Below are 15,973 nucleotides of genomic sequence, written 5' to 3' on the forward strand. Positions count from 1 at the left end.
GCATCCGCCGGGGGCGCCTGGGATGGGCGCAGGACCCTTGTAAGGGAAGTCCATCCGGCCAGGGTATGGGCTGTGTCTGGATTGCCGGCTGCTTCACAGACACCGCGAGACAAACGCAGGATTCCAATCAATCCCTGGTGGATTCCCACGAGGCCGTGATGACCCCGTGGGCGCCTCTCACCATCAATCGAGCGGGAACTCGCGCACTTCCTCGGTGAGCCGCTGGATGCGCGCGAGCCTGCGCGCGTAGCGGTCCGTGCCGTTGCGCGTGTCGAACCGCGTGGCGATGGCCTGGGCCTGCTGGCGCATCCACGCGTGCAGCGCCTTCACCTCGTAGCCGCCGTCCGCTCGGTGCTCGGGGAACGACTTCGTCAGGCGCAGGCTCACCACGTCCCGGTCTCCCGCCGCCAGCACGCGCTCCAGCAGGAACGTCGCCGCGACCAGGAAGATGAACCGGTCATTGTAGCTGCCGTGGTCCAGCGTCCACTCCAGGTGCTTCTCCAGCACCGTCAGCCCTCGCGCCAGGTTGCCCGTCAGCGTCAGGAACTCCAGGTGGTCTCCCACCGTGGCCAGGAAGTCGCGGTTCTTCGACGTCAGCGCGTAGCCACGCCGGTGCAGCTCCGCCGCGCGCTCCAGCTCCCCCAGCTTGAACAGGGGATAGAGCAGCGTGCCCAGCGTCAGGTGCGGAATCTCCGCGCACTTCACCCGCCCGTCCAGGATGGGCTTCGCCTTGCGCAGCGCCTGCTCCCACTCGCCCTTCTCCACGTGGTGGTCCAGCTCGTCGTCCAGCTCACACGCCCGGCAGTCCGTCAGGTGGTCCCGGGGCGCCGCGAGCCACGCCTCCCACAGCCGGTCCACCTCCGCCGCGTCATCCCCCATGTCCCGCGCGGCCTGGTAGCGCAGCTTCAGTACCGAGCGCTTGCCCGCGTCCACCTTGGTGAAGCACTGCTCGATGTCGTCCAGCGCGTCGACGATCTGCTTGCGGGAGATGTGCGGGAACTCCTTGATGCGCCCCACCACCCACTTCTGCTTCCAGAGCATCGCCTCCGGGTCGAAGCGCTCCGGGTCCTTCTTCTGCTGACCCCGGCACCACGCGAAGGCCACCAGCGCCTTGTCCGGGTAGCCACCGAAGGTCGCCGCGTCGATGAGGTCGTCACGCAGCTCGTAGCCCAGCTGCACGTCGCCGTGCGAGTCGGCCATCCGCACCGCTTCCTCCAGCAGCCGCACCTTGCTCTCGCTGGAGCGCTGCCGGCTCGCCCTGTCCCAGAGCGCCTGGGCCTCCTCGCGCCAGTCCGTCGACATCAGTGCAGCCCTCCCGAGCTTCCGCCTCCGTCACTCTCGCCGCCGCCACCCGTGCCCAATTGCGCGGAGATGAGCCCCAACAGTCCCTGGTTCAGCAGCGTCATCTCCTGCGCGTTCAGCGGGTGCTGCCCGAGCAGCAACGCCTGCACGTAGAGCATCTCCACCGACAGCTTCATCATGTTCCGGTCCGACACCGCCGCCAGCCGCCGCACCACCGGATTGTGCAGGTTGAAGCACAGCTGCACCGGCTCGCCGCCCGCGGCGGCCATGACGCCCTCCAGCACGCTGGCGTACAAGTCGTCGGACTCGTCGCGGGCCCGCTCGGCGTCACGCCGGAACGAGCCCTCCTCGTCCGAGCTGTAGAGCGTGGGCACTTCGGCCGGGAAGAACTTCTTCACCGCCACGCCGCAGTGGAACGGCGCCAGCACCTGCTCGGCCGTGCGCAACAGCGGGAACACCGCGTCGCGCTCGTCCAGCGTCAGCTCCTCGAAGCTCTGCGGTAGGTCGGACGAGGAGAACGGCTCCACCTGCGCGTCCTGGATGACGTGCGGCAGCTTCTCCAGCAGCGCCGCGTCGTGCGTGTAGGCCGCGTTGATGATGCACAGCCCCTGCGCGCCCGCCACCCGCGCCACCTGCCGGAAGCCATCCAGCGTGGACGTGTAGCGCACCACCGGGTACGCCCGGCGGTACTCCGAGAGCGTCGTCACGCCCAGCGACGTCTCGAACGGCAGCCACCCGATGACCAGCCGGTAGAAGTCGTCGTCGTCCAGCGCCAGCGCCTTGACGCTCAGCCCATGCAGGCCGATGAGCCGCTGGAGCGCGCGCGGGTCCTCGTGCGCCAGGTCCATCAGGTACTTGCGCAGCCCCTGTCCCAGCGCCACGCGGGCCTGGGCGAGCGAGTCATCCTCGTAGAACGACTCGCGGCTGGCGGTGGGCCTGAGCGCGTTGGCGTTCACCACGCACTTCACGAAGAAGGCCCACTCCGGCAGCAGGTTCTCCGCGCTCTCCGAAAGCAGCATGTGCTTCAGGTACACGCGGTGCTTCTGCTTCGCGTTGAAGTGCGGCGACGCCGGCAGCACGAAGGCCACCCCGTCCACGTCGCCCGCCTCGGAGCGCAGCGGGATGCAGTCGATGAAGTCCGTCTCGAAGACCTCGCGCCCGTAGTCGAGCAGCGCCTTGCGACGCTCGGCCGCGCTCGCGTACTCGCGCCTCCACGGCGGCCCGTCGGCGTCCAGCCGCTCCATCTCGCCGCCCACCGACAGCTGGATGGGGAAGGGCAGCAGGCCGCCGTAGTGCCGCGCCAGCTGGCGCACCCGCTCCGCCGCGAACCACTCCGCCATGTCCGCTCGGGCCACCAGGAACACCTGCGTGCCCGGCTTCTCCAGCGGGTGCGCGGACTCCTGGACCGCGTAGGTGCCGTCGTGCCGGCCGCGCCACTCCAGCGTCCGCCCGTCCCCGCGTGCCGAGCGCGTCACGAGCAGCAACTCGTCGCACACCATGAAGCACGACAGCAGGCCGATTCCGAACTGGCCGATGAAGTCCTTGCGGCGGGCCTCCAGGGCCTCGCGCTTGGAGGACTCGCCGATGGTGGCCAGGAAGCGGTGGATTTCTTCTTCCGTCAGGCCTACCCCGTCGTCGCTGAAGACCAGGGTGGGGGGGCCTCCGTCCTGCTTCTCCACCAGCTCCAGACGCACGGTGCCGGTGTGGGAGGGCTCCAGGTGCTGGCGGGCCCGGATGGCGTCGGTGGCGTTCTGGAGCAGCTCTCGGAGGTAGACGCCGGGGGAGCTGTACAGATGGTGGGACAGGAGGTCGATGACCCCACGGAGGCTGACTTGGAATCGGTGGTCCACGCTGGGTCCACCATCCTTCCCGGAGGGCGTCATGTCGACCGTTCTTTCGAGATTGCGGCCTTCGCGCCGCCGGGGCATCTGTCCGCCCCGGGGCAGGCGATGTGCGCAGGCCCTTGATTGGCCGCCCGGACAGTGCCAAGCGGCGGCCCGGCCGGGGGTGTGCCCTCGTGGCAACCCGGCGACACGTCGAGACTTTCGACCCGAGAGAGGACAACCATGCGGAACGAGCTCAGGGCAGTCGCGGTGGGGGCGCTGTTGACCTTCGGTGGCACGGCCATGGCGCAGGACGCCGCCACGCCCCCGGCGGCCCCGGCCCCGAAGAAGGCGGACGCCGCGAAGCCCGCGGCCACCAAGGGCAAGGTGGAGGTGACGTGGTGGGGCCACGCGGCCTTCGTGGTGCGCACCCCGGGTGGGGCGGTGATTGCCATCGACCCGTGGCTCACCAACCCGAAGGCGCCCAAGGACGCCCCGCAGCCGGAGGCGCTGGACGCCATCCTCCTCACCCACGGCCACTTCGACCACGTGGGCGAGGCCAAGGCGCTGGCGCAGAAGACGGGCGCCAAGGTGTTCGGCTCGTTCGAGCTGGTGAACCAGCTGGGCCTGCCGGAGACGCAGGCGGTGGGCGCCAACGCGGGCGGGACGTTCCAGGTGAAGGACGTCACGCTGCACCTGGTGGAGGCGGTGCACTCCAGCAGCTACCAGGCGGACCCCAAGGCCCCGGCGCAGTACGCGGGCGCGCCGCTGGGCTACGTGCTGAAGGTCGACAAGGGGCCCACGCTGTACCACGCGGGTGACACGGGCGCGTTCGAGTCCATGTCGCTCATCGCCACCCAGTTCAAGCCCACGGTGGCGATGCTGCCCATCGGCGGGCACTTCACCATGGGGCCCGCGGAGGCGGCGCAGGCGGCGCGGCTGCTGAAGGTGCAGAGCATCGTCCCCATGCACTTCGGCACCTTCCCGCTCCTGCAGGGCACGCCCGATGCGCTGCGTGGCGAGCTGAAGAAGACGCGCCCGGGCACGAAGGTGCTGGAGCTGGAGCCGGGCAAGTCCACGGCGCTGTAGGCCCGGGTCTGCGTCCGGGGTGGGACTCTTCCGGCGCCGTAGAAGTCTGGGTTCTGGAGGGGCTGACTCCGGGCGGTCGAATCTCCCGAAGGCCGGGTGGCGTCGCGGAGGCCCCCTGGGTTACATCCGGCGGACCGTCTCCAGGCGTCCGTCGGCGGGTCCGGGGGTGTTCCGGTGTTGGATTTCAGCAAGGCGGGGTGGTTGACCCCGCTCCTCAACGAGGCGGTCGCGGCCCATCTGGGGTCGCCCGCTCCGGAGGAGAGCGCCTTGCGGCTGGGGCCCGGGCGTGCCCGGGCTCGGGCGTATCTGCGGCGCACCCTGCGCGCCAGCGGGTTGTTGTACGGCACTCCCGCGGACGCGCCCACGGCGCTGGACGCGATGCCGGACACCGAGTTCCAGGCGCAGGCGCTGGAGGACCAGCTCTTCCACGCGGTGCTGCGCACGCTGGCGGCGCTCGCGCTGGAGCTGGCGCGGCAGGTGGGCGCGCCCGAGGGGCGCCGGGTGGAGCAGCTGCTGGTGCTCTTCTGCGTGCTGGGCGGGGAGCTGGTGCTGGCGGAGGTGCTGGCGGAGCAGCTGGCCCAGGGCACGCCGGTGACGAAGCGGCAGGTGGCCAAGGTGGAGATGGCGCTGCGCAAGCGCGAGCCCACGCTGGCCGGTGACCCCGTGTACGGGCTGGTGCTGCACAACGGCGCGCAGTACGCGGACGCGCAGCTGTTCTGTCGGCAGGCCATCGACTACTTCGCGAGCGGGCGCTTGTCGCGCGAGCAGACGCGGCGGCGGCTGGACTTCGCGTCGAAGCAGAAGGCGCTGCTGGTGGAGGTGCTGACGGGGCTGGCGTGCGTGGACCGGTTGCCGGGGACGCCCGCGCGGCGGGCCATCCTCAAGCAGGTGGAGGACCTGCGGCTGCCGGCGGCGATGGCGTCCGAGCTGAAGTCAGCGGTGAAGCAGTCCTTCGAGCGGCGGCGCTCGGTGCGGGACGTGGTGCGCCAGGTGCGCAGCGTGGACATGCGCCACTTCCTGCTGGAGCAGACGCTGCTGGCGGCGCTGGTGGACGGGCGGCGCACGCGGCGGGAGCGGGCCTTCATCGACACGCTGGCAGACGCGCTGCACGTGTCGAAGGAGGAGCTGCATCGGCTGGAGCTGGAGATGGCGGAGTTCTACGCGCGCCATCGCTCCATCGTGGATGTGTTCACGGTGCGGGACGCGGCCAGCGCCATGGGTGACGACATGGTGGCCGGCATGCAGGAGACGCTGGAGAAGAACTTCTACCGGCTGATGCAGGAGGTCCGCGAGACGGGGGACCTGGCGGTGCTGGTGGCGAAGGTGGCGCGGCGTCAGAAGCTCACGGAGGACGAGCGGCAGCGCATGCGCGCGCAGCTCATCGACGTGGCGAAGGCGATTCCCGCGCTCGCCATCTTCGCGGCGCCCGGTGGGTTGCTGCTGTTGGCGGCGCTGGCCAAGTTGCTGCCGTTCAGCCTGTTGCCCAGCGCGTTCCAGGACGACGACGTGCCTGACGTGCTCCCCGACGATGTCGAGGACTTCGGCCCGGAGCGCGAGGCGGGGTGAGACGGGAGGTCGGCCGCTTGGATGTCGGCCTGCCCTGGCTCCTGGCGTGAAGGCGCTGCCATCGGCGCGGACGGTCCCCAGCTTCAGTGGGCGGACCGGGCCCGCGTGGCGCCCATTCCCCGCGGGAGGAAGGCCGATGCGCGTCCATCAGCGTGATGTGGAGGTCGGCGTCGCCGGACGCCTGCTGGCGGGGTTCCTGTGTGTCCCCGAGCGGGCGAGCGGCCTGGTGATGCTCGTGGGGGACGAGGAGCTGGCGAAGGACTCCTCCGTGCGCGAGGTGCTGCACGCGGCGGGGCTCGCGACGCTGGGGCTCGACTGGCGCACCGCGGACGAGGAGCAGGCCGAGGACTGGACGGTGCGCGAGGGCGCGCACGTGGAGCTCATCGCGCATCGGCTGGAGGTGGCGCGCGACTGGTTGCAGCGTGACGACGTGTTGTCGCTGTTGCCCGTGGGATTCTTGGGGATGGGATTGGGCGCGGCCGCGGTGCTGGTGGCGGCGGCGCATCAGCCTCGGGGTGTGCAGGCGGTCGTCACGCTGGGGGGCAGACCGGACAAGGCGGGCTCGGTGGTGGCGGAGGTGCGCGTGCCCACGCTGGTGCTCGGGGCAGGGGAGGACGCGGACCGGGCGATGCTCGCGCGGCGGGTGTTCGATGGATTGGCGCCGGGGGTGCGCAAGGGGCTCCAGTTGGTCGAGGGCGCGAGCCGGCGGTTCGAGGAGGCGGAGCCACGGGCGCGCGCGGCGCGCATGGCGGCGGCGTGGTTCTCGGATTGCTTCCGCGCGGTCGCGGGGCCCGGGGTCGTCGAGTGGAGCGAGGGCACCGCGTGACGTGGGTCGGAGCTCAGGCTGCGTCGGATTGCGCGAGCGCTCCTCCTGAGGGCGCGCGCTTCTGGGGGCTGCGTCGGTGCGCGGACTGTCCAGGTGTCTCCGCGCAAGCGATGGGATGGACAGGTGCGGCGCGAGGGCGCCGCGTGGCGTGTCCCAGTGAAGAGGGCGCGTCGGGCAGCGCAAGTACCTCGCATGGGGGCTCGCCCCACTGCGTGAAGTGGCGGGGTGCGAGCGGCCCAGGCGCCTCCGCGCGTGCGATGAGAAGGACGGGTGCCGCGCGAGTCCCCTGCGTGACGTGTCCGGGTGAAGAGGATGCGTCGGGCGGCGCGAGTGCTTCTCATTCGGGCTCGCCCTACTGCATTCAGTGGCGGTGTGCGAGCCGTCCAGGTGCCTCCACGCAAGCGACGGGACGGACAGGCGCGATGGCGCTGCCCGGGTGGTTCGGCGGTGGCCTCTCTCTCGTCACACGTTGGACAAGCGGGGACACCGCGACTGCGGGAGGTTGTCGGTGGATGTTGTTCCTCTCGACGCGCCATCCGGCCATGGCGGAGCCGGATGGGCGCAGGGGGCTTGAACGGAACGTGCGTTGGACCGCGCAGCGCTCGTCCGCACGGCGTTCCTCATCTCCGTGGCTTATCGATGCCTCACGTATGGGGCGATGGCGCTCGTCGCCTCGCATGGCGGGCGTTGTGCCCGGGCGTTACTCCGGGGATGTGGCGTGGAGGGGCGTGATGAGGGAGTCGCGAGGTCCATGAATGTGTTCCGGCGCCACTTGGAGTCGTTCGTCCGGGTGGAGCCCGTGCGCCCCGCGCTCGGTGCGGGCCTGCGCGCGGCGCTCGCGGTGGGCCTGCCCATGGTGGTCGCCGCCACCCAGCACCTGCCCGCCGTGACGTGGGTGGGCATGGCGGGCCTCTTCGTCACGCTCGTGGACCGCGGCGGTCCCTACCGCGACAGGGCCATCAACATGGGCGCGATGACGCTCCTGGGCGCAGTGATGGGGCTCGTGTCCGCGCTGCAGCTCCCCGACTGGGCCGATGTCCTGCTCACCCTCGCCTGGGTGACGGCGTGCGGCTTCGCGCGCTCCTATGGCGACACCCCCGGACTCATGGGCGTGGTGCTCGCCAACTACACGGTGGTCTCACTGGCGCTGCCCGCGCAGGGCTTCGCCGACGCGCTGTCCCGCTCCGGGTTGTTCATCCTCGGTGGCCTGTGGGCCATGATGCTCGCGCTGGTGCTCTGGCCGCTGCGCCCCTATCGCCCCGCGCGCCTCGCCATCTCCCGCTGCTACCGCGCGCTGGCCTCCCGCGCCGAGGAGGTCGGTCGCTGGCCACTCGAGGGTCCGCCTCCCCCCGCCAACCTGGTGGAGGTCGTCGACTGGGAGTCGCGCGTGCGCATGTCGCTCGAGGACGCGCGAAGCGTGCTGGCCTCCACCCGCCGCAACCGCGCGGGTGAGAGCAACCGGGGTGAGCACCTGCTCGTGTTGCTCGAAGGCGCGGACGCGCTGCTCGCGATGCTGGTCGCGCTGCCGGAGACCCTGGAGCTCGCGCCCCGCGAGCCTCGCTTCCACGCCCTGCGCGCCGAGATCCAGCGAGCGCTCGCGGACCACTCGCGGGACCTCCTGCACATCGCCCGCGCGCTGGAACAGGAGAAGCGCGAAGTGGAGTCCTCGGTCTGGAGCACGGACCGGGTCCGTCGCGCGCTCGCGTCCCTTGTCACCGAGGGCCGGTTGCCCGACTCCGCGCGCGCCGCGTACTCACATGCGGAGGCCCTGCTGGTCCGTCTGCGCGAATACTCGGAGGCCCTGCTGGAGGTGGCCAACCACCTGGAGGACGGCGGCCCCGTCGAGTCGGACCTGCCCATGGGGCCGCATCCCGCGTCGGCGCGGAGCCGTCCCCTGCTCGAGCCCCTGCGCGACAACTGGGGCACCGACTCCGTCATCTTCCGCCACGCGATTCGCCTGGGCATCACCGCCGCGCTCGCCACCGCGCTCGTGCGCGGACTCGGGCTGAATCACGGCTATTGGGTCATCATCACCGTCATCGTCGTACTCCAGCCCTACTCGGGGATGACCTTCGAGCGCGGGGTGCAGCGCGCCGCGGGCACGCTGCTCGGTGGCGCGCTGGCGGCGGGGCTGGTGGCGCTCGTGAGGGACCCGGTGGTGCTGCTCGGCGCCATCATGGCGTTCTTCGCCGTGGCCATCGCCGTGAAGCCCATGAGCCTCGCGGCCTTCCAGGTGCTGCTCGCGCCCGCGCTGGTGCTGCTCGCGGAGATCCAGACCGGAGACTGGGAGCTGGCCGGAGTGCGCGTCATCAACACGCTGCTCGGCGGCGTGCTGGCCCTGGTGGGCGCGTGGCTCCTGTGGCCCAGCCCCGAGCACTCGCGCTTCCCGGAGGAGGTGGCCAACGCGCTGCGCGCCGACCGCGACTACCTGTTGAGCGTGGCCTCCGCGCGCTCGGACGCGGAGCCCCAGGTGCGCGAGGCGCGGCGCAAGCTGGGCCTCCAGTTGCTGTCCGCGGAGGCCTCCTTCCAGCGGCTGCTCTCCGAGTGGCGCGGCTCCTCACACCAGCTCGAGCCCGCCATGGCGCTGCTCGCGTATGCCCGGCGCTTCGGCTCGGCGGTGACGGCGCTCGCCGCCAGTCGGCAGGGGCGCAAGGACCTGGCGCCCGTCATTGGCTACGCGGGCAACGTGCTCGAGGACCTGGCGCTCGCCGTGGAGCACCGCCGCGCACCGTCCCCGCTGCCCCGGTCCGCGGCGCAGGAGGGCCTGGACGTGCTCTCCCGCACCCAGATGGACCGGCTGGTGCGTCAGCTCACCGTGCTTCACAAGGCCACTGTGCGCGCGGCGCCGCAGCTCACGGGGTGAGTCCTCGAATCAGGTCCGCTCGATGCGCGCCAGCAGCCGGCGCAGGTCCTCGTTGACGCTGGCGTACTGGGTGACGCCCTGCTCGGCCTGGAGCTGCTTGCGCAGGTCCGGCAGCGACGTCTCTCGCACCTTCTTCGCCGCGTCCTGCGAGCCGTCCACCAACCACCCCATGGCGAGGATGAGCGCCAGGCGAACCTCCGTGTCGCGCTCGGACAGCTTCGCGGCGAGCGCCGGCGCGTGCTCCGCCGAGCCAGCGCGCCCCACCTCCAGCGCCGCGCGCTCCATCATCGGCTTGGTCGCCTTGTCCATGCGCTGCACCCAGCAGCCCGCGTTGCCCGTGCACGCCTGACCCGCCTCCAGCAGCGCCGCGTGCGCGGTGATTTCATCCGCGCGCTTCTTGCCCAGCCCCGCCGCGTCCTCGCAGCCTTCCTCCTGCGTGGCCTTGCAGTCGGCCGCGGTGTGCGCCGGCTCACCGGTGGCCAGCTTCTGCAGGATGGGCTGCTCGCGTGCGTCACCCAACATCGCCAGCCCCTTCACCGCCACCTCGCGCGCATACCAGTCACCCGTGCCCGCGGCCTTCTCCAGCGCGGGGAGCGCGTCGCGGCCGCCCAGCCGCACCAGCGCCTTCACGTACGCGTCACGCACCGTGGGGTCCGTCTCCAGCACCAGCGTCGTCAGCGGCTTCACCGCCTCCGTCGCGCGCAGGCGGCCCAGCGCGTCCGCCGCCTGCATCCGCACCAGCGCCTGGATCTGCACGTCCGAGTGCGAGAACGACAGCAGCTTGAGCAGCGGCTCCACCGCGCGCTTCTCACGCAAATCCCCCAGCACCGTCGCCGCCTTCATCGGGTAGCTGGCCGGGTTGACGCCGTTCGTCTTCGCCCACGCGAGCAGCTCCGCGTCACGCCCCTCCAGCGCGGGCAGCAGCGCGTCCGCCGCGGGCTGGCCCAGCTGGAACAGCGCGAAGCTGCTCTCCACGTAGAAGGACTTGCCCTTGCGCTCCTTGGTCAGCATCCGGATGAGCGCCGGCGCCGCGCGGCCGTCACCGATGTGGCCCAGCGCCTCGATGGCCTTCTTGTTGAGGAACGGCTCCACGCCCTCGTCCGTGGCCAGGACGATGAGCGGCTCCACCGCCTCCTTCGCCTTCATGCTCCCCAGGACTTGAATGGCCTCGATGCGCGCGTACGTGTCCTTGGCCCTCAACAGCGGCACCAGCGCGGGCACGGCGCGCACGTCGCCGATGGCGCCCAGCGCCGTCACCATCGCCTTGTTCGCCAGCTGCGAGGACATGTCGCCCGCGGCCGGGTCGATGGCCGCCGACAGCGCCTCCACCGACGAGGCGTGGTGCACGTCGCCAATCGCGCGGGCCAGCGCCGCCTTCACCTCGGGCTTGCGCTCCTGCGAGAGCGCCTCGTGCAGCATGGGCAGGAAGCTCTCGTTGACCTTCGTCTTCGTCCGCATCGCCTCGATGAGGCGCACCCGGTCCTCGGCTCGCCGCGTCTGCTGGAGCGTCCCGGCCCAGTAGTCGGGCGAGTTCGGGTCCGACTTACAGGCGACAAAACAGAGAACAGCGGCAACACACCACGCTGCGAGGGGGCGGCTCATCGAGGCTCCTGGGCGTCGTCTGCGGGGTTGTCCTGTCCGGAGTCGTAAACCTCCTGTCACGAAGGAAGCAAACCACCCAGGTCACCTGGGGTACGCTGGTCAACGACATGTCCGACGACACTCACAAGGCGCCGCGCCCGGGCTACACCCGACGGACCTACCTGCTCGACCGGGAATTCCAGCTCAAGTACATCCTTCTGCTGGCTGGCATCGGTGCGGGCAGCGTGGCGGTGTTCGGAGCCCTGGCGTACCGGCTCCATGCCTCCTCGGTGGACTCCGGCGTGGAAGCGGGTGACTCCATCATGTGGCTCACCGTGCTGGGCTCGGTGGGGCTGGGGGCGCTGTTGGGCCTGTTCGGCCTGCTCTTCACCCATCGGGTGGCGGGCCCCGTCCATGTGATGAGCCTGTATGTCGCCGCGCTGGCCGCCGGGCGCTATCCCCGGCTGCGGCCCCTGCGCAAGAAGGACGAATTGAAGCGCTTCTTCGACCGCTTCAGCGAGGCGGTGGACCGCATCCGCCAGCGCGAGGCGGACGAGGCGCACGCCCTGGAGGGCGCCCTGGCCGCGTTGAAGCCGGTGGCCACCACCCCTGAGGCGCGCGAGGCGCTGGAAACCCTGTCCGCGCTGTGCACGCGCAAGCGTCAAGCAGTGGACAATCCCACCGCGAGCACCTTCAAGTCCGTGGCTTGAAGCCTGCCCCGAGGAGAGCCCGAACAACATGAGCAGACCCCGCATCGTCTTCATGGGCACGCCGGATTTCGCCGTGTCATCGCTCGAAGCCTGTTTCGACCTGGGCGACGTGGTCGCCGTCGTCACCCAGCCGGACAAGCCCAAGGGGCGCGGCAACACGGTGACGGCGCCGCCGGTGAAGGAGCTGGCCGTCGCGCGCGGCGTGCCCGTGTTCCAGCCGGCCAAGCTGCGCACGCCCCCGTTCGTCGAGGAGCTGCGCCGCTTCTCGCCGGACGTCTGCGTGGTGACGGCCTATGGCCGCATCCTCCCCAAGGACATCCTGGAGCTGCCGCCCAAGGGCTGCGTCAACGTGCACGGCTCGCTGTTGCCGCGCTTCCGGGGCGCCGCGCCCATCCAGTGGTCCATCGCGCACGGGGACACGGAGACGGGCGTGTCGCTGATGGTGATGGATGAGGGCCTGGACACCGGCCCCGTGCTCGCGATGAAGCGCCTGCCCATCGGCCCCGAGGACACGAGCGCCACCATGTACCCGAAGCTGGCCGCGCTGGGCGGCGAGGTGCTGCGCGAGTTCCTGCCGGCGTACCTGAGCGGGGCGCTCAAGCCGGTGCCCCAGCCCTCGGAGGGCGTGGTGCTGGCGCCCATCATCGAGAAGGAGGAGGGGAAGCTGGACTTCACCCGTCCCGCCATCGCGCTGGAGCGCAGGCTGCGCGCCTTCACGCCGTGGCCCGGGGCGTTCACCTCGATGGGCGGCAAGCTGGTGAAGGTGCACCGCGTGAAGGTGGCGCAGGGGAAGGGCGCGCCGGGCACGGTGTTGTCCGCGGGCGCGGAGGGCATCGAGGTGGCGTGCGGCGAGGGCTCGCTCGTGCTGCTGGACATCCAGTTGGAAGGCAAGCGGGTGATGAAGGCGGCGGAGTTCCTCACGGGCCACAAGCTGGCCGTGGGCAGCCAGCCGTTCGGCACCTAGTCGATGGCCACGACGAGACGGACTCTTTCGAGTACAGGCGCATGGGTATGAGACTGCTGGTGTTGCACGGGCCGAACCTGAACCTGCTGGGCGTGCGTGAGGGCGGGCGCGGGCTGTCGGACCTGGATGCCGCGCTGAAGGCGCGCGCGAAGTCGCTGGGGATGGAGCTGACCGTCCTCCAGTCCAACCACGAGGGCGCGCTGCTGGACGCGCTCGCCGCCCATCGTGAGAAGGTGGACGGCGTCCTCGTCAACCCGGCGGGCCTGTTCGGCTCCTACGCGCTCAAGGAGGGACTGGAGCTGGTGGGGCTGCCCGCCATCGAGGTCATGCTGCGGCCGCCCGCGCGCGAGTCCGTGGTGGCCGAGGCGTGTGTCCTCCAGGTGCACGGGGCCGGTGGCTTCGAGCCGTACCTGGAGGCGCTGGAGACCTTCGCCAGCGGCGTCTTCACGCCCGGGAGCGCGAGCAAGACGCCCGAGGGTGATGACGACGAGGACCTCATCCGGTCCCCGAGGAAGTCGAAGAGCACGCCCGAGTCGAAGGGCGGCAAGACGCTGGGGCGGAAGACCGCCGCGCAGGACGACGCGCCGGAGCCCAAGGGGGGCAAGACGCTCGGGCGCAAGCCGTCCTCGGCGAAGGACGACGCCCCCGAGTCGAAGGGCGGCAAGACGCTGGGGCGGGGGACGAAGTCCGCCTCGGTGACGACGGACCTGCTCACGCGGGCGCTGGTGCACCAGAAGATCTCCGACCGGCTCGCGGGCCGGCTCACCGCCGCGGAGCTGGCCTCCTGGGCGCGCTCCCGCTATGAGGCCCTCCAGCGCGGACTGCCCGCGGAGCAGGGCCAGCGGGCCGTGCTCGAGGAGCAGCTCCAGCGCCTCACGCTGTCCCACCTCCCCTCGACGCGGCTCTCCGATGAGCAGCTCGTGGACCTGATGACCCGGCTCGACGAAGGATGAATCCCCGCGCTCTCGCCATCCTCGTGCTGGCGCGCGTCCGCGCAACGGACGCCTACCTCAACGTGGTGCTGGACACGATGCTGTCCGAGTCACCGCCCAAGGACCCGCGCGACGCGGGCCTCGCCACGGAGCTGACCTACGGCGCCACCCGCCGGCAGCTCGCGCTCGACTACGCCATCACCCGCTTCGCCGACCGCAAGCTGGACGCCATGGAGGACCGCGTGCTCGCGGCCCTGCGCATCGGCGCCTATCAAATCTTCCACACCCGCGTGCCCGCGCGCGCCGCGGTGGCGGAGACTGTGCAGGCGCTCAAGGAGGTCGGCCTCACCCGCGCGGCGGGCTTCACCAACGCCATCCTGCGCAAGCTCGCGGAGCTGCCCTCGCCGCCCTTGCCGTCGCCGTCCGACGTGGCCCACCACCTGTCCGTGCGCGAGAGTCATCCGCAGTGGCTGGTGGAGCGCTGGCTGCGCCAGTTCGGCCGCGAGCGCGCCGAGGCCATGCTGGTGGCCGACAACCAGTCCCCGCCCGTCGTCATCCGCGCCAACACCGCGAAGGTGACGCGCGACGCGCTGCTCACCCAGCTGCAGGAGGTGGGCGTCGACGCGAAGGCCGCCACCGTGTCCCCCGTGGGCATCATCCTGCCGCCGGTGGGCCGCGTGGAGGACGTCTACGGCTTCTCGGAGGGCCTGTGGCAGGTGCAGGACGAGGCCGCCCAGCTCGTCGGCGTGTACGGCGCCATCCCCGCGTCCGCCCGCGTGCTGGACGCATGCGCCGCCCCCGGTGGCAAGTCCTGTCACCTGGCGCAGGAGCACGACGTCGTCGCGGTGGACCTGCACGCCCACAAGCTGAGGAAGATCGACGGCGAGGCGAAGCGCCTGGGCCTGACGTCGCGCTTGAAGGCCTACGCGCACGACGCGGCGGAGCCGTTCCCGGAGGCGTGGGGCGAGTTCCACGCGATGCTGGTGGACGCGCCGTGCTCGGGGCTGGGCACGCTGCGCCGTCACCCGGAGCTGCGCTACCGCCGCAAGGAGGAGGACCTCTCGCGGCTGGCCACGCTGCAGCGGCGCATCCTGGAGAACTGCCAGGAGTCGGTGCCGGCGGGCGGGCTGCTCGTCTACGCGGTGTGCACCATGGAGCCGCAGGAGGGGCAGGACCAGGTGGAGATGTTCCTGCGCAGCCACCCGGAGTGGACGGCGGAGCCGCCCGTGTTGCCGGGACTCAAGCTGCCGCTCACCCAGGCCTACTTGAGGACGCTGCCGGGTCCGGAGGGCTTCGACGGGTTCTTCGCCGCGCGCCTCCGGAAGCTCTACTGAAGAAGGCTCAGGCCTCCTCGGTGGCGGGCAGGTTCGCCGCCGCCTTGAAGGCCTCCAGCACCGCCGCCGAGGCGCGGTCCAGGTACTTGCCCTTGCGGATGAGCAGGCCGATGGGCCGCGACACGGGCCCCTCCGCGAAGGGCTTGGCCACCAGCGAGCCGCCCTTCACCTCGCCCTGCGCGGTGGACACCGGGAGGATGGCCACGCCCAGGCCCATCTCCACCGCCCGCTTGATGGTCTCCACGTTGTCCATCTCCATCACCGGGTTGATGTCGATGTTCTTCTCGCGGAAGAGCCGGTCCAGCGCCTTGCGCGTGGGCGCCTCGCGGTCGAACGCGATGAAGGGCACGCCCGACAGCGCCGTGAGGCTCACCTTCGCCTTGGAGGCGAACGCGTGGCCCGGCGCGCACACGACGGCCAGCTTGTCGTCGCGGAAGGGCAGGATGTCCACGCCCGCGCGCGGCTGCGGGTACGCCACGATTCCAATCTCCGCCGCGCCCAGAATCACGTCGTCGTAGACCTGGTCGTTGCGGCGGTAGTTCAGCCGCATGTTGACCTTGGGGTGCGCCTTGAGCAGCTGCTTCTGCACCGCGTTCAATTCGTGCAGACCCACCGAGTAGATGGTGGACACGGTGCTCGTGCCGGCCACCTCCGTCGCCTGCTCGCGAATCTCCTGCTCCACCTCCGCGAAGCGGGCCAGAATCTCCTTGCAGCCGCGGAACAGCCGCTCGCCCGCCGGCGTCGGCGTCACCTGCCGGGCGCTGCGCGACAGGAGCTTCTGCTCGTAGCGGTTCTCCAGCGCGCGAATCTGCTGGCTCACCGCCGACTGCGTGACGTGGTTGAGCTGCGCCGCTCGCGAGAAGGAGCCGGTCTCCACCACATCACAGAACATTTTCAGGGACTCGAGCTGCATGGCCGCTCCCTACTCCCGAACCTAATGGCCTGGCCACTATTAATTAGTCAGCCTACGTCACACCGCCAAA

Annotated in this window: 12 protein-coding genes; 8 read left to right on the forward strand and 4 right to left on the reverse strand. The window is 70.9% G+C overall.

What is annotated here, in order from left to right:
* Positions 1–183 precede the first annotated feature (183 nt).
* Together K8625_RS32085 and K8625_RS32090 are read right to left on the reverse strand one after the other, a co-directional pair.
* The gene (locus tag K8625_RS32085) at positions 184–1,302 is read right to left on the reverse strand and encodes a hypothetical protein (protein ID WP_223746416.1); all 1,119 of its coding nucleotides are present in this window, start codon (positions 1,300–1,302) and stop codon (positions 184–186) included.
* Complete coding sequence (locus K8625_RS32090; RefSeq protein ID WP_223784853.1) at positions 1,302–3,152, reverse strand: HSP90 family protein; 1,851 nt, start codon at positions 3,150–3,152, stop codon at positions 1,302–1,304. Before K8625_RS32090 ends, K8625_RS32085 begins: the two co-directional genes overlap by 1 nt.
* Before the next feature lie 216 nt (positions 3,153–3,368).
* On the opposite strand from K8625_RS32090, the gene K8625_RS32095 reads away from it, so the two are divergent.
* The 4 genes from K8625_RS32095 to K8625_RS32110 all read left to right on the forward strand — a co-directional run bounded on the left by K8625_RS32095 (position 3,369) and on the right by K8625_RS32110 (position 9,469).
* Positions 3,369–4,214, forward strand: coding sequence for a metal-dependent hydrolase (locus K8625_RS32095; protein WP_223746418.1), 846 nt, complete (start codon positions 3,369–3,371; stop codon positions 4,212–4,214).
* A 201-nt stretch (positions 4,215–4,415) separates the two neighbouring features.
* The gene (locus K8625_RS32100) at positions 4,416–5,780 is read left to right on the forward strand and encodes an LETM1 domain-containing protein (RefSeq protein WP_223746419.1); all 1,365 of its coding nucleotides are present in this window, start codon (positions 4,416–4,418) and stop codon (positions 5,778–5,780) included.
* A gap of 136 nt (positions 5,781–5,916) precedes the next feature.
* On the forward strand, positions 5,917–6,606 hold the full coding sequence (locus K8625_RS32105) for a dienelactone hydrolase family protein (protein ID WP_223746420.1): 690 nt from the start codon (positions 5,917–5,919) through the stop codon (positions 6,604–6,606).
* Between the two features lie 751 nt (positions 6,607–7,357).
* Positions 7,358–9,469 carry an FUSC family protein gene (locus K8625_RS32110; protein WP_223784854.1) on the forward strand — a complete coding sequence of 704 codons (2,112 nt, stop codon included), beginning with the start codon at positions 7,358–7,360 and terminating at the stop codon, positions 9,467–9,469.
* A gap of 9 nt (positions 9,470–9,478) precedes the next feature.
* Here the strand turns inward: K8625_RS32110 and K8625_RS32115 are convergent, their stop codons facing one another.
* Positions 9,479–11,071, reverse strand: coding sequence for a HEAT repeat domain-containing protein (locus K8625_RS32115; protein WP_223784855.1), 1,593 nt, complete (start codon positions 11,069–11,071; stop codon positions 9,479–9,481).
* Between the two features lie 107 nt (positions 11,072–11,178).
* Between K8625_RS32115 and K8625_RS32120 the strand changes: the two genes are divergently transcribed.
* Genes K8625_RS32120 through rsmB form a run of 4 tightly spaced genes read left to right on the forward strand, consistent with a single transcriptional unit; the run spans position 11,179 to position 14,990 of the window.
* Entirely contained in the window at positions 11,179–11,760 is a 582-nt protein-coding gene (locus tag K8625_RS32120) for a hypothetical protein (RefSeq protein WP_046711492.1), read from the forward strand.
* 28 nt (positions 11,761–11,788) lie between these two features.
* Positions 11,789–12,724 carry a methionyl-tRNA formyltransferase gene (fmt, locus tag K8625_RS32125; protein WP_074949816.1) on the forward strand — a complete coding sequence of 312 codons (936 nt, stop codon included), beginning with the start codon at positions 11,789–11,791 and terminating at the stop codon, positions 12,722–12,724.
* 47 nt (positions 12,725–12,771) lie between these two features.
* Entirely contained in the window at positions 12,772–13,677 is a 906-nt protein-coding gene (locus K8625_RS32130; protein WP_223784909.1) for a type II 3-dehydroquinate dehydratase, read from the forward strand.
* Entirely contained in the window at positions 13,674–14,990 is a 1,317-nt protein-coding gene (rsmB, locus tag K8625_RS32135; RefSeq protein ID WP_223784856.1) for a 16S rRNA (cytosine(967)-C(5))-methyltransferase RsmB, read from the forward strand. Before K8625_RS32130 ends, rsmB begins: the two co-directional genes overlap by 4 nt.
* Positions 14,991–14,997: 7 nt before the next feature.
* Here rsmB and K8625_RS32140 read toward each other — a convergent pair whose 3' ends face one another.
* A complete protein-coding gene (locus tag K8625_RS32140; RefSeq protein ID WP_046711496.1) occupies positions 14,998–15,903 on the reverse strand; it encodes a LysR family transcriptional regulator in 906 nt (301 codons plus the stop codon).
* Positions 15,904–15,973: the final 70 nt, after the last annotated feature.

Source organism: Myxococcus sp. AS-1-15 (assembly GCF_020037055.1).
GTDB lineage: Bacteria > Myxococcota > Myxococcia > Myxococcales > Myxococcaceae > Myxococcus > Myxococcus fulvus.

What these genes read in the sequence shown, in the direction of transcription:
- K8625_RS32085 (WP_223746416.1), bottom strand. Translation starts at nt 1,302, where the DNA reads ATGTCGACGGACTGGCGCGAGGAGGCCCAGGCGCTCTGGGACAGGGCG.
- rsmB (WP_223784856.1), top strand. Translation starts at nt 13,674, where the DNA reads ATGAATCCCCGCGCTCTCGCCATCCTCGTGCTGGCGCGCGTCCGCGCA.
- K8625_RS32110 (WP_223784854.1), top strand. Translation starts at nt 7,358, where the DNA reads ATGAATGTGTTCCGGCGCCACTTGGAGTCGTTCGTCCGGGTGGAGCCC.
- K8625_RS32120 (WP_046711492.1), top strand. Translation starts at nt 11,179, where the DNA reads ATGTCCGACGACACTCACAAGGCGCCGCGCCCGGGCTACACCCGACGG.
- K8625_RS32105 (WP_223746420.1), top strand. Translation starts at nt 5,917, where the DNA reads ATGCGCGTCCATCAGCGTGATGTGGAGGTCGGCGTCGCCGGACGCCTG.
- fmt (WP_074949816.1), top strand. Translation starts at nt 11,789, where the DNA reads ATGAGCAGACCCCGCATCGTCTTCATGGGCACGCCGGATTTCGCCGTG.
- K8625_RS32130 (WP_223784909.1), top strand. Translation starts at nt 12,772, where the DNA reads ATGAGACTGCTGGTGTTGCACGGGCCGAACCTGAACCTGCTGGGCGTG.
- K8625_RS32095 (WP_223746418.1), top strand. Translation starts at nt 3,369, where the DNA reads ATGCGGAACGAGCTCAGGGCAGTCGCGGTGGGGGCGCTGTTGACCTTC.
- K8625_RS32115 (WP_223784855.1), bottom strand. Translation starts at nt 11,071, where the DNA reads ATGAGCCGCCCCCTCGCAGCGTGGTGTGTTGCCGCTGTTCTCTGTTTT.
- K8625_RS32140 (WP_046711496.1), bottom strand. Translation starts at nt 15,903, where the DNA reads ATGCAGCTCGAGTCCCTGAAAATGTTCTGTGATGTGGTGGAGACCGGC.